Below are 23,189 nucleotides of genomic sequence, written 5' to 3'. Positions count from 1 at the left end.
GCCCGGACGTGCCGAGACGGCGAGCGGATGCCCCGTGCCCGGGACATCCGCTCGCCGTCGTCGAGGGCCGCTCGTGGCGGCCCGTCGTCAGTCCGCGGTGACCGCGTCCCATCGCTGCAGGAACGTCGCGAGGTGCTCGCGCGTCACGACCGTCGTCGGGCCGAACGTCCCGCTCACGGTCGTGATGCGCTCGGCCTTCAGCCACTCGATCTCCCGGTAGAAGCTCGAGCCCTTCGGCACATCGGTGAACGACGCCTTCGCCGGGGCGGTGAAGGTCACGTCCGCGGCGCGGTAGAGGAACGCCGCGAGCTCCTGCCGCTTCAGCGGCGACGACGGGCCGAACGAGCCGGTGACCGTGGTGAGGCCCTCGCGCTTGAACCACTCGATCGCGCGGAACGACGGGTGGGACGCGGGCACGTCGGCGTACGACGGCTTCGCAGGCAGGGTGAACGCGGGCGATCCGGCCAGCCGGTACAGCGCCTCGGCGATCGTCGCGCGAGTCGCGGCGCCGGTGGGCTGGAAGCGGATGACTCCGTCGGCGCCGCGGACGCCGTCGATGACGCCGTTGATGCCGGCCCACTTCACGTTCGCCGCGTGGGCGCCCGTGCCGGTGACGTCGGCGAAGCGCGGCAGCAGTGCGGCGCTCGGGGCCGAGGTCGCGACCAGCGGCTCCGCGCCGGGGCGGATGCCCGTCACCTCGACCGTGACCACCGCGCCGGCCTGGGCGTCGGCGGGGACGTACTCGGCCGCCGTCGCGCCGGCGACGGGTGCGCCGTCGGCGAGCCAGCGGTAGGCGAGTTCGGCACCCGCACCCCAGTCGCCGGCGTCCACCGTGAGCGCCTGGCCGACCTGCGCGACGCCGGTGACCGTCGGGACCGGAGCGGGCTCGGGGGCGACGACGCGGGACATGACGAGGTCGATGCCGTCGAAGCGGCCGCCGTTCGGCGCCTCGATGACCGTGGCCTCGGCCTGCGTGGCCGCGTGCTCCCAGTACTGCGTGGCGTACGGCACCTCGGACGTGCCGTCGTCTTCCGCCTTGACGACGTAGTCGCCGGGCGGGAGCCCGCCGGACTGCCAGGCGATCTCGTCGCCGGCGCCGCCCGCGGGCGGAGGTGCGACCCAGAGGCCGGGCTCGCGCTCGAACAGGATCGAGAGGCGCGCTCCGGTCGCGGGGCCGCCGTGCTCGTCGATGATCGTGCCGGCAAGGGTCACGCCGGGCGGGGTCTCGACGTCGACGCCATCGGTCTCGGCGCTGGCGGCGACGGCCACGGCCGTCGCGTCCTCGGCGTAGAAGGCGCCGCCGTGGTAGGTCCAGGCCCACGATCCGCTCGATGAGCCGAACGACTGCACGGTGTACTCGCCCGGGGCGAGGCCCGCGACCGCGTACGTGCCGTCGGCGGCGGACGTGCCGGACGTCACCCGCTCCCAGCTCCCGGCCGGGGTCTTGCGGAGGACGTCGAAGTACGCGCGGTCGGCGGGGGCGCTCTCGCCGTCCGCGAGCTCGGTCAGGGCGCCCGACAGCGAGCCGCCGGGGGCCAGCGACGCATCGATGTCCTCGACGACGACGCCGGGCTCGACCGCGACCGGCGTCGCCGCCGACCGATCGGTGGCGCCCTGCCAGTACTGCTGGCCGAAGGTGCCGTCGAAGTCGGTGAAGCCGACCGTGTAGTCGCCCGGCTCGAGACCGCCGAGGCGGTAGGAGCCGTCGGCGCCGGTGGTCGCGGTCACGGGCGCGATCCAGTGTTCGGCGGATCCGGCGTGCTCGGCGGTGACGTCGACGCCCGCGACGGGCGCCCCGTCGTCGTCGACGACGGTGCCGGTGACGGCCCCGCCGTCGTTCAGCTCGAACGCGGCGGTGAACGTGTCGCCCGCGGTCAGGTCGACGCGGGTCGCGGCGTCGAGGGTGTAGGCGTCCTGCCAGTACTCGTCGACGAGTTCGCTCGTGGCGCCCCATCCCTTGCCGGCCTTGAGCACGTACTCGCCCGTGGGCAGGCCGGGGATCGAGTAGCTGCCGTCGGACGCGACGGATGCACCGCCGCGGGTGCCGGTCAGGTCGTTCGTGAGGTAGGCGTAGACGTAGCCTCCGGCGACGGGCGCTCCGGCGGCGTCGGTGACGGTACCCGAGACGGTCGCTCCGACCTCGAGGGTGGGGGCGATGGTCGCGGCCGCGCCGGCCTGGACGGTGATGTCGGTGGCGTCCTCGAGCAGGTCGGCACCGTCCCAGTACTCGCGCACGTACTGCGCGGTGTCCCATTGCGGGTTGATCGCGGCGCGGTAGGTGCCGGGCTCGAGGCCGTCGATCGCGAACGAGCCGTCGGCCGCGGTGCGGCCGGACTGCCCGTCGGCCCAGAGCAGGGTCCAGCAGTCGGACTGCTGGGTCGGGTCGAAGTCGGCGTCGCAGTGGAACAGCTGCACCAGCACGCCGTCGAGCGGCGCACCGGCCGCGCCGGTCACGACGCCGGTGATCGATCCGGTCTCGGGTTCCTCGGCTGCATGCGCTGCCGGAGCGGCGAAGCCGGCGAGGCCGAGGACCGTGGCGAGGGCGGCGAGCCCGCCGAGGAGGCGGCGTCCGGGCCGCGTCGGCGGGGCGAGGGCTGGGGCGGTCATGGGGTCCTTCCGTCGATGGCGTTCGGGCGCCCTCACCCTACGGAAACGGAGAGTCGTCGCACCATGGGGAGCGCTCCCCGTCCCCGCGCGACGCCGTTCGGTAGTCTTACCGGATGCCAGTGAACCCCGCACTCCAGGGGCGGACCCTCCCGCCGACCGAGCCGTACCTCGTCGGCCGCGAGAAGGTCCGCGAGTTCTCCCGCGCGGTGTTCGCGTCCAACCCGATCAACCTCGACGTCGAGGCCGCACAGGCCGCCGGCTACGCCGACGTCGTCGCCCCGACGACCTTCGCCGTGGTCGTGCAGGAGGGCTCGCTCGCCCAGCTCCTCGCCGAACCCGACGCCGGCATCGACTTCTCCCGCGTCGTGCACGGCGACCAGCGCTTCACGTCCACCCGCCCGATCGTGGCCGGCGACCTGCTCACCGCCCAGCTCACCGTCGCCTCGGTGAAGACGCTCGGCGCCCACTCCATGGTCACCGCGGAGACCCGCGTGACCGACGCGGACGGCGAGCACGTCGTCACCGCGATCTCCACCCTCGTCGTGCGAGGAGACGACTGATGCCGACCCTGCCCCCGCACGTCGACGACCTCGCCGTGGGCGACATCGTCGCCGAGGAGTCGTTCCCGCTCACCCGTGACTCGCTCGTCCGCTACGCCGGCGCGTCGGGCGACTTCAACCCGATCCACTACCGCGACGACATCGCGAAGTCGGTGGGCCTGCCGGGCGTGCTCGCGCACGGCATGCTCACCATGGGCTTCGCGGTGCAGCCCGTCGCCGACTGGGTGGGCGACCCCGGGCGCATCCGCGACTACCAGGTCCGCTTCACCCGCCCGGTCGTGGTCGACCCCGAGGTGGGCGCGGTCGTGACCGTCGTCGCCAAGGTCGGCCAGCTCGACGCCGAGGCCGGCACCGCGCGCATCGACCTGACCGTGAAGGTCGGCGCCGAGACCGTGCTCGGCAAGGCGCAGGCCGTCGTCGCGCTCGCCTGACATGGGCGACGGCACCACGTTCAGCGAGCTGACGACCCTCCGGGTCGGCGGGCCGATCCGGCACCTCGTGACCGCGACCACGCAGCGCGACCTCGTCGACCTCGTCACCGGCGCCTGGGAGACCGGGGAGCCGTGGATGGTCCTCGGCGGCGGGTCGAACCTGCTCGCCGGCGACGACGGCTTCGACGGCACGGTGGTGCGCATCGCGACGCGCGGCATCGAGGTGCTGCCCCGGGACGGCGGCGACGCCCACGAGGCGGATGCCACGGGCGAGGCGGATGCCCCGGCCGACGAGGTCCGCATCCGCGTGCAGGCCGGCGAGGACTGGGACGACCTCGTCGCCTGGACGGTCGCGCAGGGCTTCTCGGGGATCGAGGCCCTCTCGGGCATCCCCGGATCGGTGGGCGCGGCCCCCGTGCAGAACATCGGGGCGTACGGGCAGGAGCTCGCGGACTCGCTCGTCGCCATCGAGTTCCTCGACGAGTACGGCACGGCGCCCCGCCGCATCGAGGCATCCGACCTGGAGCTCGGCTACCGCACGTCGGTGCTGAAGCACGGGCTCGCGGGCGTCGTGGTCTCGGTGGAGCTGCGGCTGCACGACACGGCCGCCGAGCGGGCGGTGCTCGGCGAGGCGATCGGCCGGCCCGTCGCGTACGCGCAGCTCGCCGGCGCGCTGGGCGTGCAGCTCGGCGACCGGGTGCCGCTGGGCCGCATCCGCGACGCGGTGCTCGACCTCCGCCGGTCGAAGGGCATGGTGCTCGACGCGGCCGACGCCGACTCGACGAGCGCCGGGTCGTTCTTCACCAACCCGATCGTGACGGAGCGGTTCGCCCGCACCCTGCCGACGGACGCCCCGCGCTGGTACCTGGAACCCGACCTCCCCGACGAGGTCACCCCGCTCGCCGGGTCGCAGGAGAGCCCCCTCGACGCGTTCCTCGCGCACCAGGCCTCGCTCGAGGCATCCGACCCCGAACCGACCGAGGCGCCCGCCGCGCCGCTCGTGAAGCTGTCGGCCGCCTGGCTCATCGAGCGCGCGGGCGTGCACCGCGGGTTCGCGCTGCCGGGTTCGCGCGCGGCGATCTCGTCGAAGCACACGCTCGCGCTCACCAATCGGGGCGGTGCGACGGCCGAGGAGGTCGCGCAGCTCGCCCGGTTCGTGGTGAGCCGAGTGCAGGCCGAGTTCGGCATCCTGCTGCGCCCGGAGCCGGTGGTGATCGGGCTCGACCTGTAGGCGAGCGGCCGGCGCGGCCCCTCCGTCACACGATGCCGCCGGAAACGCGGTCGACACGCGATCAGGGTACGGTCGATCGGGTGAGCACCACCGCAGAGCGCCCCGCTGCAGCCTTCCCCGCCGACCGTGACCAGGTGAGCGACGCCGTCGACGCGCCGCTCCGCGCCGACGTCAGCGCCCTCGGCGCCCTGCTCGGCCGCGTCCTGACCGAGGCCGGCGGCCTCGGGCTCCTCGACGACGTGGAGCGCCTGCGCGGCCTCGCGATCGCCGCCTACGAGGGGTCGAGCGAGGGCACCGCCGTCGACGGCGCGTTCGAGGAGGCCGAGGCGCTCGTCGAGTCGTTCTCGTCGGAGCGCGCCGAGCAGGTCGCCCGCGCGTTCACCGCCTACTTCCACCTCGTGAACCTCGCCGAGGAGCGCCACCGCATCCGCGTGCTCCGGGCGCGGGCCGCCGCCGGCGCGGGCGCGAACGACGACACGCTCGCGAACGCCGTCGCCCGGCTCACCGAGGAGGTCGGCGAGCGGGAGGCGCGCCGGCGCCTCGCGGAGCTCCGCTTCCACCCCGTCTTCACGGCGCATCCGACCGAGGCCCGCCGCCGCGCCGTCGCCTCGGCGATCCGCCGCATCGCCGACCTGCTGGGCCTGCGCGAGCAGGTCGCGCCCGGGGCGATCGCGCCGATCGAGCTCGACCGCCGGCTCCTCGAGGAGATCGAGGTGCTCTGGCGCACCGCCCCGATCCGCACCACCCGGCCGACTCCCCTCGACGAGGTGCGCACGGCGATGAACATCTTCGACCAGACCGTCTTCGAGGTCGTGCCGCGCGTGTACCGGCTCCTCGACGACTGGCTGCTCGGCGAGGACGCCGGCGTCGGCACGGCGCAGGCGCCGTCGTTCGTGCGCTTCGGGTCGTGGATCGGCGGCGACCGCGACGGCAACCCGTACGTCACCGCCGACCTCACCGAGGAGGCCGCGGCGATCCAGGCCGAGCACGTGCTGCTCGGCCTCGAGCGCGCGGCGAACCGCATCGGCCGCACGCTCACGCACGACGCGGCCGACACCCCGCCCGACGACGCCCTGCTCGACCTCGCCGAGCGGCAGTCCCGGCTCGCGCCCGAGGTGACCTCGCAGATCGGCATCCGCGCCCCCCACGAGCCGCACCGCCGGGTCGTGCTCGTGATCGCGGCGCGCATCGCGGCGACCCGCACCGGCGACACCCGCCTCGCGTACGGCGCGCCGGAGGAGCTGCTCGCCGACCTGCGCGTCGTGCAGGGGTCGCTCCGCGCCGCGGGTGCCCTCCGCAGCGCCAACGGCGAGCTGCAGCACCTCGTCTGGCAGGTCGAGACCTTCGGGTTCCACCTGGCCGAGCTCGAGGTGCGCCAGCACTCGAAGGTGCACCGGCAGGCCCTCGAGGAGATCCGCGCCGGCGGCGAGCTCGGCGAGACGACGCTCGAGGTGCTCGAGGTCTTCCGCACGATCAAGCGCCTGCAGCAGCGGTACGGCGTGCGCGCCGCCCGGCGCTACATCGTGTCGTTCACGCAGTCGGCCGAGGACCTCGCCAACGTGTACGCCCTCGCCGCGGCGGCGTTCCCGACGCCGGGCGAGGCGCCCGAGCTCGACGTCATCCCGCTGTTCGAGACGTTCGCCGACCTCGACGCGTCGACCGGGATCCTCGACGGGTACCTCGAGCTCGAGCTCGTGCAGCGCCGGCTCGCGGCGACGGGCCGGAAGCTCGAGGTCATGCTCGGCTACTCCGACTCGTCGAAGGACGTCGGCCCGGTGTCGGCGACGCTCGCCCTGCACGACGCGCAGGCCCGCATCGCCGACTGGGCGACGGCCAACGGCATCGTGCTCACCCTCTTCCACGGCCGCGGCGGCGCCCTCGGCCGCGGCGGCGGCCCGGCGAACCGCGCGGTGCTCGCCCAGCCCCCGGGGTCGGTCGACGGCCGGTTCAAGGTGACCGAGCAGGGCGAGGTGATCTTCGCCCACTACGCCGACCAGGCGATCGCGATGCGCCACCTCGAGCAGATGGCGTCGGCGACGCTGCTCGCCTCGAGCCCGTCGAACGAGGAGCGCAACCGCGCGGCGGCGGCCGACTTCGCCGACCTCGGCGCCCGGCTCGACGAGGCATCCCGCGCCCGCTTCTTCGAGCTCGTGAAGGCCGACGGCTTCGCGCCGTGGTTCGCGCAGGTGACGCCCATGGAGGAGCTCGGGCTCCTCGCGCTCGGCTCGCGGCCGGCGCGGCGCGGCCTGTCGGTCGAGTCGCTGGAGGACCTCCGCGCGATCCCGTGGGTGTTCTCGTGGACGCAGGCGCGCATCAACCTGACCGGCTGGTTCGGGCTCGGCTCGGCGCTCGCCGCGGTCGGCGACGAAGACCTGCTGCGCGACGCGTACGCCCGCTGGCCGCTGTTCGCCTCGCTCATCGACAACGTCGAGATGTCGCTGGCGAAGACCGATGTGCGGCTCGCCCGCCGGTACCTCGCGCTCGGCGACCGCGACGACCTCGCGCAGCTCGTGCTCGACGAGCTCGCGCTCACGCACGAGTGGGTCGTCCGCACGGGCGGCCGCGGCGGCCTGCTCGAGGGCAAGCCGGTGCTGCGGCGCGCGGTGCGCCTGCGGAGCCCCTACGTCGACGCCCTGTCGCTGCTGCAGCTGCGGGCGCTCCGGTCGGCTCGCGCCGACGGCAAGGTGGAGCCGGCGGACGCCGACCACCGCCTGCTCCTGCTGACCGTCAACGGGGTCGCGGCCGGCCTGCAGAACACGGGCTGATCCGAGGCGCGGCGCCGGGCGCGGCGCCAGCATCGGCGGGGCGCCCGCGTCGGCGCGGCGCAGCCGGCTCAGCCCGCCCCGGCCGCGCCGTCGGTCGGTCGGTACACGACGAGGTCGCCGGGCACGACGCGGATGCGCACCCGCGCGCGGCCCGCGTCGTCGCCGGGCAGCCGCTCAGGCTCGCCGTCGTGGGCGAACCCGGCCGCGCGTCCCGCCGCCGGGCGGACGAGGACGTCGACCTCGGCGGTGGTCCACGCCTCGGTGCGCTCCGGGACCAGGCCGAGGCGCCGCAGAACACCCGCGGTGCGGCGCCCGAACGCGAGTGCCGCGACGGCACGCGGGCGCGACCCGGCGTGCAGGATCCGCACGTCGAGCACGCCGTCGTCGATGCCGTGGCGCTGCAGCGGCGCCGGGACCATCGGGTCGTCGCGACCGACGCCGACGACGAGGCTCCACACCCGCGCCCGCCGGCCGCGGATCGAGATGCCGAGGGGCGCGAACCGGCGCACCGCGCCCGCGGCTGCGGCGACGCCGCCCAGCCACTTGCCGAGCCGTGGGCGCAGCAGGTCGCGGCGCTTGACGAAGTCGGGGTAGACGCCGACCGACGCCGCGTTCAGCACCGTGATGGGCGGCAGGTCGCCGACCCGGAGCTCGGCGACGTCCACGGGCATGCCGGTTCCCGCGACGAGGGCGTCGACCGCCGCGTCGGCGTCGACCGCCCCGACCGCCCGGGCGAAGTGGTTGAACGTGCCTCCGGGCACGACGAGCAGCGGCAGCCCGTGCTCGCGGGCGACCGCCGCCGCGGACGCGACGGTGCCGTCGCCGCCGACCACGCCGAGGATCCGCGGCGGCAGGTCCCGCGCGAGGGCCCGCCGGAGCGCGGTGGCCGCGTCCTCGTCGTCGAGTTCGTGCAGCTCGGCGCGGGGGAGCCGATCGCGCAGCACCCGCACCGGGTCGGCGCGGACCACGGCCGTGCCCGACGACCGGTTCACGGCGACGAACACGCCGTCGCCGTCGGCGGAGTGCGGGAGGCCGCTCACAGGATGCCCAGCTCCATCGCCTTCGTCACCGCCCGCGTGCGGTCGCCGACGCCGAGCTTCTCGAACACGTGCAGCAGGTGCGTCTTCACGGTCGCCTCGCCGATGAACAGCTCGCGGGCGATCTCGGGGTTGCTGCGCCCCGCGGCGACGAGCCGCAGCACGTCGAGCTCCCGCGGCGAGAGCGCCGGCGCCTCCGGCTGCGTGTTCGTCGTCGCGCCCTCGCGGAGCCGCCGGGCGAGGTGGGCCGCGACCGACGGCGCCAGCACGGTCTCGCCCGCGACGACCGCGCGGATGCCCGCGACGATCTCCTCCTGCGGGGCGGCCTTCAGCAGGTAGCCGCTCGCGCCCGCCTCGATGGCGGCGACGATGTGGTCGTCGGTGTCGTAGGTCGTCAGCACGAGCACGTGCGGCGCATGGCCCTCGGCGAGGATGCGCGCGGTCGCCTCGGCCCCGTCGAGCACCGGCATGCGCAGGTCGATGAGCACGAGGTCGGGATGCTCCGCCGCCGCCAGGCGCACCGCCTCGCCGCCGTCGGCCGCCTGCCCGACCACCTCGAGGTCGTCGACCGTCTCGAGGAGGCCGACGATGCCGGCACGCACGATCGGGTGGTCGTCGGCGACGACGATGCGGATCGGCCGGGTCACCTGGGCACCTCCACGGTGAGCAGCGTGCCGCCGCCGGGGGCGGCGCCGAACTCGACGCGACCGCCGGCGATCGCCAGTCGGTCGCGCAGGCCCACGAGCCCGAAGCCGCCGTCGCCCGGTGCCGCGTCGCCCGGGCCGACGCCGTCGTCGCGCACGGTCAGGCGGGCGAGGTCGGCGCCGCCGGTGAGGGCGATCGACGCGTGCCCGGCGCGGGCGTGCTTGCGGACGTTCGCGAGCCCCTCCTGCGCCGAGCGGAGCAGCAGCACCTCGAGTTCGCGCCCGAGGCGCGGGGCATCCGCCTCGACCGTGACCTCGACGCCAGTCTCCCGCTCGAACGTCGCCGCCAGCCGGCGCAGCGCGTCGGCGAGGGTCGAGCCGACCTCGACCGGCGCGAGGGCCGCGACGAGGCCGCGCGCCTCGGTGAGGGCGTCCCTGGCCATCTCCTCCATGAGCGCGACGTCGGCGCGCGCCGCGGCGGTGGCGGCGTCGGCGGGGGAGGCGGCGCCGAGCCGGTTGCCGGCCCGCTGGGCGACCATCACGAGCCCGGTGAGGCTCTGCGCGATGGTGTCGTGGATCTCGCGGGCGAGCCGGGCGCGCTCCTCGGTCACGCCGGCGTCGCGGTGCATGGCGGCGAGCTCGCCCTGGGCGGCCTGCAGTTCCTCGAGGAGACGGGCCCGCTCCTCGCCCTCCTCGGCGATGCGGGTGATCCAGAGGCCGATCGCGAGGCTGAACGCGAGCGACAGGCCGGCGATGCCGACGCCCGCGAGCAACCCGTCGGCGCCGTAGTGGATCGCGTAGCCGGCCGCGACCGCGACCGCGAGCACGACGTTCGAGATCACGGCTCGGCGGGTGGAGGGGGCGGTCACCCAGACGTAGGGGTAGGCGAAGGCCTGGAACGTCGCGAAGGAGGCCTCGAACGCGGTGCCGGCCGCGAGCATCACGGCCAGCGCGGCCGTGATGGCCAGGTGGTGGGCCGACTCCTCGTGGCCGAGCCGGCCGCGGAAGTACGCGGCGTAGGCGACGAGGAACACGGCGAGCACGACCCACGCGCCGATCGTCGAGGCTTCGACCGGCGGCTCGATCAGCGTGATGACGACGATCACCGCGACGACGGCGACCGCCACGACGTCCCACCAGCGGCGGTTCAGCATGGTCTCATGCTGGCACGGGGCATCCGTTCGGCCTCACGCGTCCTTGCGGATCCAGCGGAACGTGAGCCGCGAGATCACGAGCCCGGCGATGAGCCAGGCGATGAGCACGAGGGCGCACCAGCCGAGGTCCCAGCTCTCGTTCGGCTCGAGCACCTTGAAGTCGTCGGGCAGGAACACCGAGCGCATGGCCTGCGCGATCCACTTCAGCGGGAACACCGAGGCGAGGTTCTGCATCCACTCGGGCAGGGCCGAGAACATCACGTAGACGCCGGAGATGAACTGGAGGACGAGCAGGATGGGCACGACCACCGCGCTCGCGCTGCGTCCGCTGCGGGGCACCGACGACAGGGCGATCCCGAGGAGCGCCGACGCCGCGGTGCCGAGCACGAACACCCAGGCGAACGTCACCCACTGCTCGGGCTCGGTCGGCAGGGCCACGCCGAAGAGCAGGGCGGCGACGGCGATGAGCACGGCGGCCTGGATCACCCCGGTGAGGAACACCTCGCCGATCTTGCCGATGAAGTACGACACCGGCGAGAGCGGGCTGCCGCCGAGGCGCTTCAGGGTGCCGTCGGACTTGCGCTCGGCGATGTCGATCGCGAGGTTCTGCACGCCCGACAGCAGGATGCCCGCGGCGAGCATCGCCGGCAGGTAGTACGCCCCCATGTCGATGCTGGTCGTGCCGACCGTCATCTCCTGGTCGCCGAACACGGCGGTGAAGATGCCGAGCATGACCACCGGGAACAGGAAGGTGAAGAATACCTGGTCGGGCAGCCGGAAGTAGGTGCGGGTCTCGTACCAGATCCGGGCGATGCCGTTCGGGACGATCCGCGCGGCCGGCCGTGCGCTCGGTCGCGGGCGCGGGGCGGATGCCTCGTGCGCGCGCCCCGGCGCGGTCGTCGTCGGGGTTCGGGTGACGTCGACGGCGTCGATCTCGGTCATGCTGCCTGCTCCTCGGATGCGGTGGTGGCGCCGGCGTGCTCGGCGATGAGGTCGAGGTAGATGTCCTCGAGGCTGGGGCGGATGACCTCGAGCTCCGGCGGTTCGCCGCCCGTCTCCGCGGCGAGCGACGCCACGAACGCGGCCGGCTCGGCGGTGCGCTGCTCGTGGAGGCCGCCGGTGCGGTCGCGCCAGCGGACGATGGGGATGCGGGCGGCGGCGCCGCCGATCACGCCGACCGGTCCGACCTCGATGAGCCGGCCGCCCGCGATGACGCCGACGCGGTCGGAGAGCTGCGCGGCCTCGTCGAGGTAGTGCGTGGTGAGCAGGATCGTCGTGCCCTCGCCCTTCAGCTGACGGACGAGCCCCCAGAACTCCCGTCGCGCCTCGGGGTCGAACCCGGTGGTCGGCTCGTCGAGGAAGAGCAGCTCGGGCCGTCCGATGATGCCGAGCGCGACGTCGACGCGGCGGCGCTGGCCGCCGGAGAGCTTCGAGATGCGCGTCTTCGCCTTCTCGCGGAGGCCGACCGCGGCGATGACGTCGTCGACGTCGCGCGGGTTCGGGTACAGGCCCGCGAAGTGCGCCAGCTGCTCGCGCACGCTCATCTGCGCCGCCTCGGCGGAGGACTGCAGCACGATGCCGAGCCGCGCCTTCCACGCGAGCCCGCCGTGGCCGGGGTCGACGCCGAGCACCTGGGCCTCGCCCGAGGTGCGGTCGCGGTACCCCTCGAGGATCTCGATGGTGGTGGACTTGCCGGCGCCGTTCGGCCCGAGCAGGGCGAAGGTCTCGCCGCGCGGCACGTCGAGGTCGATGCCGTCGACGGCGACGAGGTGGCCGTAGGCCTTGCGGAGCCCGCGCAGGCGGATCGCCGGTTCGTTGGTGGACATGGGGCCAGCGTGGCACCGCAGCGCGGCCGCCGGTAGCGGTCGAGCGGTGGAACGCGGCATCCACCGGTCGGTGGATGCGGACCTATTCGCCCAGCTCCGCCAGCTTCCTCGCGAGGAACCGCCGCTCGGGCTCCGTCGGGGCGAGCGCGATCGCCGCGTGGTACCGCTCGGCGGCGGCATCCCGCTGCCCGGCCCGCGCGAGGAAGTCGGCCTGCGCCGCCGGGAGCAGGTGGTACCCGTCGAGGTCGCCCGACGCCTCGATCGCCGCGAGCACGACGAGCGCCCGCGACGGCCCCTCGGCGAAGCCGTGCGCGATCGCGCGGTTGAGCTCGACGAACGGCGACCGCGCGAGGGCGGCGAGCTCGTCGTAGCGGGCCGCGATCCTGGCCCAGTCGGTGTCGGCCGCGGTCGCCGCGCGGGCGTGCTCGGCCTGGATCTCGGCCTGCAGCCGGTACGGCCCGGCCGAGGCATCCGCCGAGGCATCCGCCGAGGCATCCGTCGTCGCCACCAGCCCCGCGACCAGCGCCAGCCCCTCGGCGAGCTCGGCCGCATCCCACCTCGCGCGATCCTGCGCGTCGAGCGGCACGAGGTCGCCGCGAGCGTCGACGCGGGCGGCGCGGCGCGCGTGCTGGAGCAGCAGGAGCGCGAGGAGCGCCCGCGCCTCCGGGGCATCCGGCAGCAGCGCGACCACGAGCCGGGCGAGCCGGATCGCCTCGGCGGCGAGGTCGAGCCGTTGGAGCCGATCGCCGGAGGAGGCGAGGTAGCCCTCGTTCGCGATCAGGTAGACCACCGCGAGCACGCCGCCGAGCCGCTCGGGCAGGGCATCGGGCGGCGGCACCCGGTACGGGATGCCGGCGTTCGCGATCTTCCGCTTCGCGCGCACGAGGCGCTGGGCCATCGTCGCCTCCGGCACGAGGAACGCCCGGGCGATCTCCCGCGTCTCCAGGCCGCCGACGGTGCGGAGGGTGAGCGCGACGCGCGCCTCCATCGGCAGCGCCGGATGCGCGCAGGTGAAGACCAGGCGCAGCCGGTCGTCCCACGCGGGGTCGTCGGCCCGAGCGGCGAGCTCGGCGGGGTCGAGCGGTCCGTCCATGCGTCCCTCCGCCTCCTCGTCGCGCAGCCACTCCCGCACCTTCTCGGCCTCGACGCCGCGGCGTCGCAGCCGGTCGAGCGCGAGGTTCCTCGCGGCCGTCGTGAGCCAGGCGCCCGGGTTCCGGGGGAGGCCGTCGCGCGGCCAGGTCACGGCCGCCCGTTCGACCGCGCCGGCCGCCGCCTCCTCGGCGACGTCCCAGTCGCCGGTGACGCGGATGAGGGTCGCGACGACCCGCGCCCACTCGCCGTCGAACGCGTCGCGGAGGGCCCGCTCGATCGCCGGATCGAGCGGGGCCGCCCCGCGGGCCGCGGAGGCGGCGACCGCGTCGTCGTCGGGGTCGATCAGGACGCCGCCCCCGAGGCCGCCGCGCCGACCGCGTCGGCCGCGCTCGGCTCGAGGCGCGCGTCGCGGTCGGCGGCCTCGCGCTCGACACGCTCGACGTGGTCGCCGTGCACGTCGAACGGCCAGGTCGGGCGGAGCTCGAGCGCGCCGCCACGGGCCATCGGATGCTTCGACGCGACCTCGATCGCCTCGGCCAGGTCGGCCACCTCGAGCAGGTCGAAGCCGGCGATCCACTCCTTCGCCTCGGCGAACGGGCCATCGCTCACGACGACCTCCCCGTCGCGGCGGCGCACGAAGGTGGCGTCCGACGGCGGCCGGAGCACCTCGCCGAAGAGGCGGGCGCCCCGGCCGTCCATCTCACGCACCCACGCCTCCGGGTCGTCGTCGCCGCTGCCGCCGTCGGCGGCGGCGCGCTCGCCGGTCGGGTCGACGATCACGAACAGCACGTAGCGGCGGCCGCGCACCGGCCGCTCGGCGAGGCCGGCGGGCACGATCCGCGCGCCGGGCTCCGCGCCGCGCCACTGCACGAACGGCCGCACCTCGACGCGGCCGAAGGAGGCGACCGGATGCCTCGACGCGATCTCGATCGCCTCGTCGAGGTCGCGGGCGTCGATGACGTCGAACCCGCCGATCGATTCCTTCGACTCGGTGAAGGGGCCGTCGGTGACGAGGAGCTCGCCCCCGCGCACGCGGACGGTGGTCGCGTCCTGCTCGGGTCGGAGGCGTTCGCCGTACTCCGAGACGCCGCGCGCCTCGATGTCGTCGACCCAGGTGCCGATGTCGTCCTCGGCGGGGACGTAGGGCAGGGCGTCGGCGCCCTCGGCGTAGAACAGCGCGTACTCCATGATGGGGTTCCTTCCTCTCGGTCACGCTACGCAGGTGCGACGAACGGGGGAAGGCGTGATCGACACCTCGCGACGGATCAGTGCGGCAGCACGAGCGACACGGCGATGGCGACCATGACCACGGCGATCACCGCGTCGAGGATGCGCCAGGCGCGCGGCGTCGAGAGCCAGCGGCCGAGCCAGCGCGCGCCGTAGGCCAGGGAGAAGAACCACACGACGCTCGCCGCTCCCGCCCCGGCGGCGAACGCCCACCGCCCGTCGCCGTGCGAGTTCGCGACCGACCCGAGGAGGAACACGGTGTCGAGGTACACGTGCGGGTTGAGCCAGGTGAGCGCGAGGCAGGTGCCGACGACGGCGGCCAGCGACGCCCGGCCGCCTCGCCCGGCGCGCGGATGCGGAGATTCCCGCGGTACCTCCGGCGTGTCGACCGCGACACGCCGGGAGGCGGTCAGGATCTCCGCATCGGCGGACGCCGTGGCGCTCGACGTGGAACCCGCGGCCGGCCGGGGTGTCCCCGTCCCGGCCGGCGCGGGAGCCTGCGATTCGGCTTCGACGACGAGCACCTCGCCGGACGGGCGGATGGCCCGCCGCGCGGCGAGCACGCCGTATCCGACGAGGAACGCGGCGCCGGCCCAGCGCACCGCGTCGATCAGCCAGGGCACGGCGGTGAGCACCGCGCCGATGCCGGAGACGCCCAGCACGATGAGGATCAGGTCGCTGACGGCGCAGACGGCGGCGACGGCGAACGCGTGCTCGCGGCGGATGCCCTGGCGCAGCACGAACACGTTCTGGGCCCCGATCGCGATGATGAGCGAGAATCCGAGGCCGAGTCCGGCGAGCGCGTGCGAGAGGTCCACGGGCATCGACGCTAGGCGGACGGCGTGATGAAAGCCAGTTCACGTTCCTTCAGTTCCATTAGCATTCCTTCATATGGAGCTGCCGCTCGATCTCGCCCGCACCCTCGCCGCCGTCGTCGACGCGGGCAGCCTCGACGCCGCCGCCCGCGACCTCGCGATCACCCCCTCGGCGGTGTCGCAACGGGTGAAGCTCCTCGAACGCCGCCTCGGGCGCGTGCTCCTCGTGCGCTCCCGGCCCGTGCGCCCGACCGAGGCCGGCGCCGCGATCGTGCGGCTCGCCCGGCAGGCGGCCCTGCTCGAGCACGACGCGCTCGACGCGCTCGGCATCGACGCCGGGCCCGAGGCATCCGAACCCCGCGAGCGGCGCCGCATCCGCATCCCCCTCGCCGTGAACGCCGACTCGCTCGCCACCTGGATCCTCCCGCCGCTGGCGCGGCTCGCGGCATCCCACCCCGTCGTCTTCGACCTGCACCGCGACGACCAGGACTTCACCGCCGGCCTCCTCGAGACCGGCACCGTGATGGCCGCCGTCACCTCCCAGGCCGAGCCCGTTGCCGGCTGCCTCGTGCGACCGCTCGGCATCCTCCGCTACCGCGCGGTCGCCGCCCCCGGGTACGCCGAGCGATGGCTGCCGGGCGGCGCCACCGCCGATGCGCTCGCCGCGGCGCCCGTCGTCGACTTCGACCGGCGCGACGACCTGCAGACCGAGTACCTCCAGCGGGTCGGGGCGGATGCCTCGCGCCCGCCCCGGCACTACGTGCCCGCGTCGAACGACTTCGCGACCGCGATCAAGCTCGGGCTGGGCTGGGGGCTGCTGCCGGCGTTCCAGTCGCAGGCCGAGCTCGACCGCGGCGACCTCGTGCCGCTCGGCGGCCCGCCCGTCGACGTGCCGCACCACTGGCAGCAGTGGAACCTGCGTTCGCCGCTGCTCGACGCGATCGCCGACGAGGTCGTCGCCGAGGCGCGGCGCACCCTCGACGCCCCGGCCCCGGCCTCGGCCTCCCGACGCCTGTAGCGTCCGCTTCCGCGGCTCGCAACCCCCCGCCTCCCGGCGGACCCGTGGCGTCTACTGGAGGAGTGGCGGCGATCCCGCCCGGGAAGGAGTTCGAGATGGGTGCCGAAGAACGCGCCGATGCGACCGGGGACGACCTGAAGGGCAAGGCCAAGGAGGCCTGGGGCAAGGTGACCGACAACGAGCGGCTCGAGGCGGAGGGCAAGGCCGACCAGGCCAAGTCCGACCTCAAGAACGCCGCCGAGGACGTCAAGGACGCCTTCAAGCACTGACGGCGATCTCGCCGATATGCCACCGGCCCGTCGGATCCAGGGGGATCCGGCGGGCCGGTTCGCGTGCCCGCGGTCTGCCCGTTCGGCAGCCCGATCGGGCAGGCCGTCGCGAACGGCCCGGGCGAGGATGACGGTATGACCGGCGGATCGCAGGCCGACCGCGCCGGGGGAGCGCGTGTCGGGGCGGGCCGCCCGGCGTCGCGGGCACGCGCGCCCGAGCCGCGGTCGCGTGCGCCTGCGGGCGGATCCGCGACGGCACCGGCGCGCTCCGCGGCCCCGACGCCGGCCCCCGCCGGCTGGCTCGGCCGCGGCGACCTCGACTCGGCGGTGCTGCAGCGAGCGGCACTGGCCGGTGCGCTCCGCGGCGGCGTCGTCGGCGGACTCGCCCAGGTGCAGCGGCAGCCCGTGGTGGCGCCGCCCGCCGCCAAGCCGACCCTGCGGAGCGGGTCGCGCGGGATCTTCGTCGAGGAGGCGCAGCGGAAGCTCAGCCGGCTGCAGGCCTCCGCGGCGCCGCTGACCGAGGACGGCTCGTACGGCGCGCTCACCGCCGCGGCCGTCCGCACGTTCCAGGGCACGACCGGAAGCCCGGCCACCGGGGTGCTCGATCCCGTCACCTGGAACGCGCTCGACACCGCGTTCGCGGCGCTGCCGCCCCCGGTCCGCGCCGTCCTGGCGCCGGGGGCGAACCACGCGGACGTGGGCTTCGCGCAGCAGAAGCTGAACGCGCTCGGCCACGCCCCGCGACTGGCGATCACCGCCGTCTACGGGCCCGAGATGCAGCCGGCCATCATCGCGATCGAACTGCTCGTGCTCCACCGCATCCCGACCAGCACGATCGACGCCGACGTGTGGCGCGAACTCGACAACGCCCGGCCCGGCGGCTTCATCGCGCTCGAGGGTGCGGGCGCGACGCCGATCGAGCAGCACACCGCGAGCGGCACCGCGAATCCGCTCGGGCAGCAGTCGCCGGGGACGAGCCTGCACCCCGTGGTGGGCGCCGGGGGGATCCTGCGTGGCGCCGCGGTGCGGGAGGTCCAGCAGAAGCTCAACACGGCCGGGGCCTCGCCCGTGCTCGCCGTCGACGGCGGCTTCGGCCCGCTCACGACGGCCGCGGTGAACGCCTTCCAGGCCGGCCGCGTGCCGCCGCTGCCGGCGACGGGCGTCGCCGACGCCGCGACGTGGGCGGCGCTCGACGCCGTCGCGCCGGCGTCGACGGTGGGGTTCGTGGAGCGGCAGTGGACCGAGGAGGTCGGCGGCGCGACGTTCGGCAACACGGGCGGCAACGCCTCGCGCTACGCCTGGGAGATCGTCGGCAACCGGATGACCGTGACGGTCACGGTGAACTTCACCGGCCTGGCGCCCCCGAGCGCGTGGTTCTCCCACGTCCCGGCGGTCTGGGACCGGTTCGCCGGCGTGAGCGACGCGCCCCCGCGGCGGATCGACCTCCGGTTCCAGATGGTGCGGGGCTCCGGGGCGCAGGCGATGACCGTGAACGTGGTCGCCGGCAACGGCCGGTCGAACGCGGGCACCTGGTTCCGCGACGACGCCCAGGCGGCGTCGACCATCCCGCACGAGTTCGGGCACCTCATCGGCCTGCAGGACGAGTACCAGCAGCGCCCCGGCGACTACGTCCGGATCACCGGGCACGAGCCGCCGGTGGGCGCCACCGCGGGGCCCGTCGGGGTGACGCCGGCCGCCCTGGCCGGGCAGTTGCAGGCGGCTATGATGGCGCGCAACGACGTCGCGGCCCACACGGCCTCGGCGGGTGCGGGGGTGGCGATGGGCGCATTCGCGCAACGGGTCGTCGCCGCGTACGCGGCGCTGCCGACCACGACCGTGCCGGCGCAGGCGGCCGTTCCCGCGGCGCCCGGCGTGCCGGCGGTGCCGGCGCTCCCGGCGCTGCCGTTGACCGGGGACCTGATCCGCGACCTCGACCGCGCGCTCCCGGCGACGAACCAGCGGTACGAGACGATCCAGGTCTTCACCTACTCGAGCGGGTCGATCATGGGCGACCCGGCCCGGGCTCCCGACGTGCACGACCACGGTGCGGGCACGCGGCACGTGGCCGAGTTCATCGGCATCCTCGGCCGCTCGCTCGGCGGCGCCTTCCGGGCGGAGGCGCGATGACCCTGCTCCGGTACATCCGATCGAGCGGCTTCCGCATCCCCGCGGAGTACGAGACGGTCGAGGTCGACCCCGACGGGCGGCTCGCCGGGTGGCGGTCGGTGTCGGTCGGCGCCGTCGGGTCGTTCGAGGGGCGGCTCGGCGCGGCCGACGTGGCGGACGTGCGTGCGGCCGTCGACCGGGCGCTGGCCGCGCCGCCGCCGGGCGGTCCGGCCCGACCCGGGAGCTCGAGCGAGACGGTCGAGCTCGACGACGGGTTCGCCGTGTCCGTCGAGGCGGCCGGCGACGCGGGTGAGGCATCGGATGCCGCGTGGCGCGCCGTCCGCGACCTCGGGCGGGACCTGGCCGAGCGCCAGCTGGCGTTCCCGGTCGCGGCGATCGCCCTCGCCGGCCGGGACGACCGGGACGACCGGCTGGAGTTCCGGGGCACGCACCCGCTGGAGCTCGACCTGTCGGGGGCGGTCGTGGAGCGGTACGGCGTGCGCGCGGACGGGACCCGCGAGGGCGGGGCGGTCGCCCTCCCCGGCGGTGGCCGGGTGGACGCGTCGCCCGGCTGGACGCTGCCGCTGCCCGCCGCCGATGCCGCAGGCCCCCCGCGTGTCCAGGTCGTGGTGCGCTTCGGGATCGTGGCGGGCGGACGCACCGTTCCCGTCGAGCTCGCGTCCCCGGCCCCGGACTGACGCCGGGGGCCGGATCGGCTCAGCCGAAGAGGCGCTGCAGGCGCTGCACGCCCTCGAGGAGCGGCTCGTCGCCGAGCGCGTAGCTGAAGCGCAGGTAGCCCGACGGGCCGAAGGCCTCGCCCGGCACTGCCGCCACCTCGGCCTGCTCGAGGATGAGGTCGGCGAGCTCGAGCGAGGTGGTCGGCGTCACGCCGCCCCATTCGCGGCCGAGGAGCCCGGTCACGTCGGGGTACACGTAGAACGCGCCCTGCGGGACCGGCACGGTGATGCCCTCGATCTTCGACAGCTCCGCCACGATGGTGCGGCGTCGGCGGTCGAACGCGCGACGCATCTCCTCGACGGAGTCCTGCGGGCCGGTGAGGGCGGCGATCGCCGCGCGCTGCGAGATGTTCGACACGTTCGACGTGAGGTGCGACTGCAGGTTCGCGGCGCCCTTGATCACGTCGGCGGGGCCGACCATCCAGCCGAGGCGCCAGCCGGTCATCGCGTAGGTCTTCGCGACGCCGTTCACCAGGATCGCCTGCTCGGCGAGCCCCGGCACGGCCTCGACGATCGACACGGCGCGCGGCCGCTCGCCCTCGGGGTCGTCGGCGTAGGTGAGGTTCTGGTAGATCTCGTCCGCGACGACCCAGATGCCGTGCTCGAGCGCCCACTCGCCGATCTCGCGGGTCTGCTCGGGGGAGTAGACGGCGCCGGTCGGGTTCGACGGCGAGACGAACAGCAGCACCTTGGTGCGCTCGGTGCGGGCGGCCTCGAGCTGCTCGACCGTGACGAGGTAGCCCTGGTCGGCGCCGGCGAACACGTCGACCTGCACGCCGCCGGCGAGCTTCACGGCCTCGGGGTAGGTGGTCCAGTAGGGCGCGGGCACGAGCACCTCGTCGCCCTCGTCGAGCAGCACCTGGAAGGCCTGGTAGACGGCCTGCTTGCCGCCGTTGGTGACGATCACCTGCGAGGGGGATGCGTCGAGCCCGGAGTCGCGCAGCGTCTTCGCCGCGATCGCCTCGCGGAGGTCGGGCAGGCCGGCGGCGGGCGTGTACCGGTGGTTGCGCGGGTCGGAGACGGCCTGGAGCGCGGCCTCGACGATGTGCGCGGGCGTCGCGAAGTCGGGCTCGCCGGCCGCGTAGGAGATGACCGGCCGCCCTTCGGCCTGGAGGGCCTTGGCCCTGGCATCGACCTTCAGGGTCGCGGACTCGGCGATGGCGGCGATACGGGAGGACAGGCGGGGCTTCTCGGTCACCCTGACAGCCTAGGCCGGGCGGATGCCGCGTGACAGCCGGAATGCCGCGGACCCGTCGGGTCCGCGGCATCCGTCACCGTGGCATCCGTCACCGTGACGTTCCTCCGCGTGCGGGCGTCAGTCCTCCACGCCGATGGTGTCGATCGTCACGGCGACCTCGGGCTGGTCGCTGAAGACGCCGTCCATGCCGGCCGCGACGAAGACGCCGATCTCGCCGACGAGGTCGCCGGGCGCGTTCGGGTCGGTGCTCGAGCGGAACTCGGCGGGCAGGAACTGGTTCTCCAGGCGGAAGGTCCAGCCGTGCACGGTGAGCCCGGCGGCGTGCGCATCGGCGATGACCGGCTTGGGCGTGCCGAGCGTGCCGGCGGCCGTGCGCGGGATCATGACCGACTTCTCGAGGCCGACGCCGTCGGCGTAGGTCGCGATCTCGGCGAGGCCGGCCGGGGTGACGAGGTCCGCGTACGTGCGCGGGTCGCCCGCGGCCGTGAAGTCGTACGGCCGGCCGCTCGGGCTGACGAGCTGCGCGAGCTGCACGGCGGTCAGGCCGTCGAGCTCGCGGAGGTTGCCCACCTCGAAGCTCTGCACGATGACGGGCGCGGTCTCGCGGTCGAGGTCGTTCGCCTGCAGCGCCGCGACGAGCGGCTCCTCGAGCGAGAGGCCGATCGAGTCGAAGTACGTCGGGTGCTTCGTCTCCGGGTAGACGCCGACCTGGCGGCCGTCGCAGCTCACCGAGTGCCGGGCGAGGTCCATGACCTCGTCGAGCGTGGGCACCTGGTAGAGGCCGTCGAACGCGGTGTTCGCGGGGCGGGTGAGCGGCAGGCGCTCCTTCGCCCGGAGGGTGCGCAGCTCGGCGAGGGTGAAGTCCTCGGTGAACCATCCGGTGACGCTCACGCCGTCGATGACCTTGGTCGTCTTCCTCCCGGCGAACTCGGCGCGGGTCGAGACATCCGTGGTGCCCGAGATCTCGTTCTCGTGGCGGGCGACGAGTACGCCGTCCTTCGTGGAGACCACGTCGGGCTCGATGTAGTCGGCGCACTGCACGATCGCCTGCTCGTAGGCCGCGAGCGTGTGCTCGGGGCGGGTGCCGCTCGCACCGCGGTGGCCGATGATCGTGACGTCCGAGGGCTCGATCTTCTGCTTGTCGAGGTCGATCACCGCGAACTCGGTGTCGTCGGGCGTGCCGGGCACCCTCGCGTCGTTGCCGGGGTAATTGTTGTCGTTGCCGATCAGCAGGTCGCCGTCCTTCAGCTGCACCACCGTCTCGAACGACTGCACCGGGAGCGAGAACACCTCGCCGGTGCCGTAGCCGTCGCCGGCGCCGATGCCGTTCGGGTTCGCGATCCGCAGCGCGTCGAGCACGAGGGTCTTCTCGAGGTATCCGTCGGCGTCGGTGCGCCGCAGGTCGACCTGGTAGACCCGCTTGGTGACGGCCTGCGCTTCCTCGAAGTCGTCGCGCTCGATGAGCAGGAGCACGTCGTTGCGCACGGTGAACGCGTCGCCGATGACGTTCGCCTCCTGGTCGGCCTGGTAGCTCCACGTGCGGCCGGTGTACTGGCCGCGCCTGGTGTCGAACTCGTGGATCTCGCGACGGCGCAGGTCGCGGTCGTCGGCGTAGGAGCCCTCGACGACCGGGTAGAGGTACCGGCCGTTGGTCGAGGCCGCGAGGGCCTCGAAGCCGCGGCTGGCGCGCACGCGCGGCGTCTCGCCGGGCTGCAGGTACGGGTTCTGCGGCGACTTCGCGCCCGCGAGCGGGAACGGCTTCTCGAGCAGGGTGCCGTCGGCGCCGAAGTGCAGCAGGAAGGGACCGAACTCCTCGCCGACCCAGAACGTGCCGTCCTTGGCGCGCACGACGGACTCGATGTCGAAGTCGGCGCCCGTGAGCAGGCGGTCGGCGGTGGCGCCGTTCACGATCGGGAAGTCGAGGAGGCCGTTGCGGTCGTTGTACGAGATGAACCGCTCGACGGCGATCGCGCCGTCGCCGCCGTCGGCGGTCTGCCACGCGGGACGCACGAGGTAGTTGCGCAGCAGGAAGTCGGCGGAGTTGCCCTTGGCGCCGAACCCGTTGTCGGGCTGGGCCCAGAAGGTGCCGTCGCCGTTGTCGATCATGGCCGAGAAGCCGGGGATGACCTGCCCGTCCCAGGGGCCGGTGCGACCGTTGGCAGGCGACGCGAGGGCGCCCGACGGAGGGCCGGGCTCGAGGTGGTCGGCCGAGAGCGTGGCGCGCGCGACCAGCGTGGGCACGTGCGCCTGCACGAACGGCGAGTCGGAGTGCTCGGCCCCGTTGCCGCCGGCCGCGACGGCGGCGGTGGTGGGGACGAGCACGGTGGCGGCGGCGGCCGCGGCGATGGTGAGGGCGAGGATGCGCGGCTTCGGGCGCCGCGTCTGCGATCAACTCATGCGGTCGAGCCAACCGAGCCGGGTCGAAGCTTCCATGGCGGCGAGGCGACGGCTGCCGGTCCGGGCGGTGAACGA

General features: G+C 74.6%; 19 protein-coding genes. 8 read left to right on the top strand and 11 right to left on the bottom strand.

The features are described 5' to 3' along the window. Positions 1 to 87 precede the first annotated feature (87 nt). Positions 88 to 2,607: a carboxypeptidase regulatory-like domain-containing protein gene (locus ACGGZK_RS00935; RefSeq protein WP_395244399.1), complete on the bottom strand. Its 2,520-nt coding sequence runs from the start codon at positions 2,605 to 2,607 to the stop codon at positions 88 to 90. Between the two features lie 113 nt (positions 2,608 to 2,720). Here ACGGZK_RS00935 and ACGGZK_RS00930 point away from each other — a divergent pair, with 113 nt between their 5' ends. The 4 genes from ACGGZK_RS00930 to ACGGZK_RS00915 all read left to right on the top strand — a co-directional run bounded on the left by ACGGZK_RS00930 (position 2,721) and on the right by ACGGZK_RS00915 (position 7,594). Continuing rightward, positions 2,721 to 3,167, top strand: coding sequence for a MaoC family dehydratase N-terminal domain-containing protein (locus tag ACGGZK_RS00930; protein ID WP_395244398.1), 447 nt, complete (start codon positions 2,721 to 2,723; stop codon positions 3,165 to 3,167). Continuing rightward, positions 3,167 to 3,598 carry a MaoC family dehydratase gene (locus ACGGZK_RS00925; protein ID WP_395244397.1) on the top strand — a complete coding sequence of 144 codons (432 nt, stop codon included), beginning with the start codon at positions 3,167 to 3,169 and terminating at the stop codon, positions 3,596 to 3,598. The genes ACGGZK_RS00930 and ACGGZK_RS00925 overlap by 1 nt, the downstream gene beginning before the upstream one ends. Position 3,599: 1 nt before the next feature. Then, positions 3,600 to 4,829, top strand: a complete 1,230-nt coding sequence (locus ACGGZK_RS00920; protein ID WP_395244396.1) for a UDP-N-acetylmuramate dehydrogenase — start codon at positions 3,600 to 3,602, stop codon at positions 4,827 to 4,829. An 80-nt stretch (positions 4,830 to 4,909) separates the two neighbouring features. Next, a complete protein-coding gene (locus ACGGZK_RS00915) occupies positions 4,910 to 7,594 on the top strand; it encodes a phosphoenolpyruvate carboxylase (protein WP_395244395.1) in 2,685 nt (894 codons plus the stop codon). Positions 7,595 to 7,662: 68 nt separating this feature from the next. On the opposite strand, the gene ACGGZK_RS00910 is transcribed toward ACGGZK_RS00915, so the two are convergent. From ACGGZK_RS00910 to lysE, 8 genes are all read right to left on the bottom strand, one after another. After that, positions 7,663 to 8,634 (bottom strand): diacylglycerol/lipid kinase family protein, encoded by a 972-nt coding sequence (locus ACGGZK_RS00910; protein ID WP_395244394.1) that lies wholly within the window; start codon positions 8,632 to 8,634, stop codon positions 7,663 to 7,665. Next, positions 8,631 to 9,278, bottom strand: coding sequence for a response regulator (locus tag ACGGZK_RS00905; RefSeq protein ID WP_395244393.1), 648 nt, complete (start codon positions 9,276 to 9,278; stop codon positions 8,631 to 8,633). The genes ACGGZK_RS00910 and ACGGZK_RS00905 overlap by 4 nt, the downstream gene beginning before the upstream one ends. Then, a complete protein-coding gene (locus tag ACGGZK_RS00900) occupies positions 9,275 to 10,429 on the bottom strand; it encodes a sensor histidine kinase (RefSeq protein ID WP_395244392.1) in 1,155 nt (384 codons plus the stop codon). Before ACGGZK_RS00900 ends, ACGGZK_RS00905 begins: the two co-directional genes overlap by 4 nt. A gap of 33 nt (positions 10,430 to 10,462) precedes the next feature. Continuing rightward, positions 10,463 to 11,371 (bottom strand): ABC transporter permease, encoded by a 909-nt coding sequence (locus tag ACGGZK_RS00895; RefSeq protein WP_395244391.1) that lies wholly within the window; start codon positions 11,369 to 11,371, stop codon positions 10,463 to 10,465. Next, positions 11,368 to 12,255 carry an ABC transporter ATP-binding protein gene (locus ACGGZK_RS00890; protein WP_395244390.1) on the bottom strand — a complete coding sequence of 296 codons (888 nt, stop codon included), beginning with the start codon at positions 12,253 to 12,255 and terminating at the stop codon, positions 11,368 to 11,370. Before ACGGZK_RS00890 ends, ACGGZK_RS00895 begins: the two co-directional genes overlap by 4 nt. An 82-nt stretch (positions 12,256 to 12,337) precedes the next feature. Continuing rightward, positions 12,338 to 13,624 (bottom strand): RNA polymerase sigma factor, encoded by a 1,287-nt coding sequence (locus ACGGZK_RS00885; protein ID WP_395246014.1) that lies wholly within the window; start codon positions 13,622 to 13,624, stop codon positions 12,338 to 12,340. Between the two features lie 65 nt (positions 13,625 to 13,689). Further along, on the bottom strand, positions 13,690 to 14,535 hold the full coding sequence (locus ACGGZK_RS00880; RefSeq protein ID WP_395244389.1) for a YciI family protein: 846 nt from the start codon (positions 14,533 to 14,535) through the stop codon (positions 13,690 to 13,692). 77 nt (positions 14,536 to 14,612) lie between these two features. Next, positions 14,613 to 15,392: an L-lysine exporter gene (gene lysE, locus ACGGZK_RS00875; RefSeq protein ID WP_395244388.1), complete on the bottom strand. Its 780-nt coding sequence runs from the start codon at positions 15,390 to 15,392 to the stop codon at positions 14,613 to 14,615. 73 nt (positions 15,393 to 15,465) lie between these two features. Between lysE and ACGGZK_RS00870 the strand changes: the two genes are divergently transcribed. From ACGGZK_RS00870 to ACGGZK_RS00855, 4 genes are all read left to right on the top strand, one after another. After that, a complete protein-coding gene (locus ACGGZK_RS00870) occupies positions 15,466 to 16,407 on the top strand; it encodes a LysR family transcriptional regulator ArgP (RefSeq protein WP_395244387.1) in 942 nt (313 codons plus the stop codon). A 95-nt stretch (positions 16,408 to 16,502) separates the two neighbouring features. After that, positions 16,503 to 16,676 (top strand): CsbD family protein, encoded by a 174-nt coding sequence (locus ACGGZK_RS00865; RefSeq protein WP_395244386.1) that lies wholly within the window; start codon positions 16,503 to 16,505, stop codon positions 16,674 to 16,676. Between the two features lie 135 nt (positions 16,677 to 16,811). Continuing rightward, entirely contained in the window at positions 16,812 to 18,803 is a 1,992-nt protein-coding gene (locus ACGGZK_RS00860; protein ID WP_395244385.1) for a peptidoglycan-binding protein, read from the top strand. Further along, positions 18,800 to 19,480: a hypothetical protein gene (locus ACGGZK_RS00855; RefSeq protein ID WP_395244384.1), complete on the top strand. Its 681-nt coding sequence runs from the start codon at positions 18,800 to 18,802 to the stop codon at positions 19,478 to 19,480. Before ACGGZK_RS00860 ends, ACGGZK_RS00855 begins: the two co-directional genes overlap by 4 nt. Positions 19,481 to 19,499: 19 nt before the next feature. Here ACGGZK_RS00855 and ACGGZK_RS00850 read toward each other — a convergent pair whose 3' ends face one another. Next, positions 19,500 to 20,717, bottom strand: coding sequence for a pyridoxal phosphate-dependent aminotransferase (locus ACGGZK_RS00850; protein WP_395244383.1), 1,218 nt, complete (start codon positions 20,715 to 20,717; stop codon positions 19,500 to 19,502). A gap of 117 nt (positions 20,718 to 20,834) precedes the next feature. Then, positions 20,835 to 23,039, bottom strand: a complete 2,205-nt coding sequence (locus ACGGZK_RS00845; protein WP_395244382.1) for an esterase-like activity of phytase family protein — start codon at positions 23,037 to 23,039, stop codon at positions 20,835 to 20,837. Positions 23,040 to 23,189: the final 150 nt, after the last annotated feature.

Source organism: Agromyces sp. MMS24-K17, from assembly GCF_043950245.1.
Taxonomy (GTDB): Bacteria; Actinomycetota; Actinomycetes; order Actinomycetales; family Microbacteriaceae; genus Agromyces.
The sequence above is the reverse complement of the archived record's forward strand: the minus strand, read 5'-3'. Positions and strand labels throughout refer to the sequence as shown.

What these genes read in the sequence shown, in the direction of transcription:
- ACGGZK_RS00925 (WP_395244397.1), top strand. Translation starts at nt 3,167, where the DNA reads ATGCCGACCCTGCCCCCGCACGTCGACGACCTCGCCGTGGGCGACATC.
- ACGGZK_RS00865 (WP_395244386.1), top strand. Translation starts at nt 16,503, where the DNA reads ATGGGTGCCGAAGAACGCGCCGATGCGACCGGGGACGACCTGAAGGGC.
- ACGGZK_RS00935 (WP_395244399.1), bottom strand. Translation starts at nt 2,607, where the DNA reads ATGACCGCCCCAGCCCTCGCCCCGCCGACGCGGCCCGGACGCCGCCTC.
- ACGGZK_RS00900 (WP_395244392.1), bottom strand. Translation starts at nt 10,429, where the DNA reads ATGCTGAACCGCCGCTGGTGGGACGTCGTGGCGGTCGCCGTCGTCGCG.
- ACGGZK_RS00870 (WP_395244387.1), top strand. Translation starts at nt 15,466, where the DNA reads ATGGAGCTGCCGCTCGATCTCGCCCGCACCCTCGCCGCCGTCGTCGAC.
- ACGGZK_RS00880 (WP_395244389.1), bottom strand. Translation starts at nt 14,535, where the DNA reads ATGGAGTACGCGCTGTTCTACGCCGAGGGCGCCGACGCCCTGCCCTAC.
- ACGGZK_RS00860 (WP_395244385.1), top strand. Translation starts at nt 16,812, where the DNA reads ATGACCGGCGGATCGCAGGCCGACCGCGCCGGGGGAGCGCGTGTCGGG.
- ACGGZK_RS00890 (WP_395244390.1), bottom strand. Translation starts at nt 12,255, where the DNA reads ATGTCCACCAACGAACCGGCGATCCGCCTGCGCGGGCTCCGCAAGGCC.
- ACGGZK_RS00920 (WP_395244396.1), top strand. Translation starts at nt 3,600, where the DNA reads ATGGGCGACGGCACCACGTTCAGCGAGCTGACGACCCTCCGGGTCGGC.
- ACGGZK_RS00930 (WP_395244398.1), top strand. Translation starts at nt 2,721, where the DNA reads ATGCCAGTGAACCCCGCACTCCAGGGGCGGACCCTCCCGCCGACCGAG.
- ACGGZK_RS00855 (WP_395244384.1), top strand. Translation starts at nt 18,800, where the DNA reads ATGACCCTGCTCCGGTACATCCGATCGAGCGGCTTCCGCATCCCCGCG.
- ACGGZK_RS00895 (WP_395244391.1), bottom strand. Translation starts at nt 11,371, where the DNA reads ATGACCGAGATCGACGCCGTCGACGTCACCCGAACCCCGACGACGACC.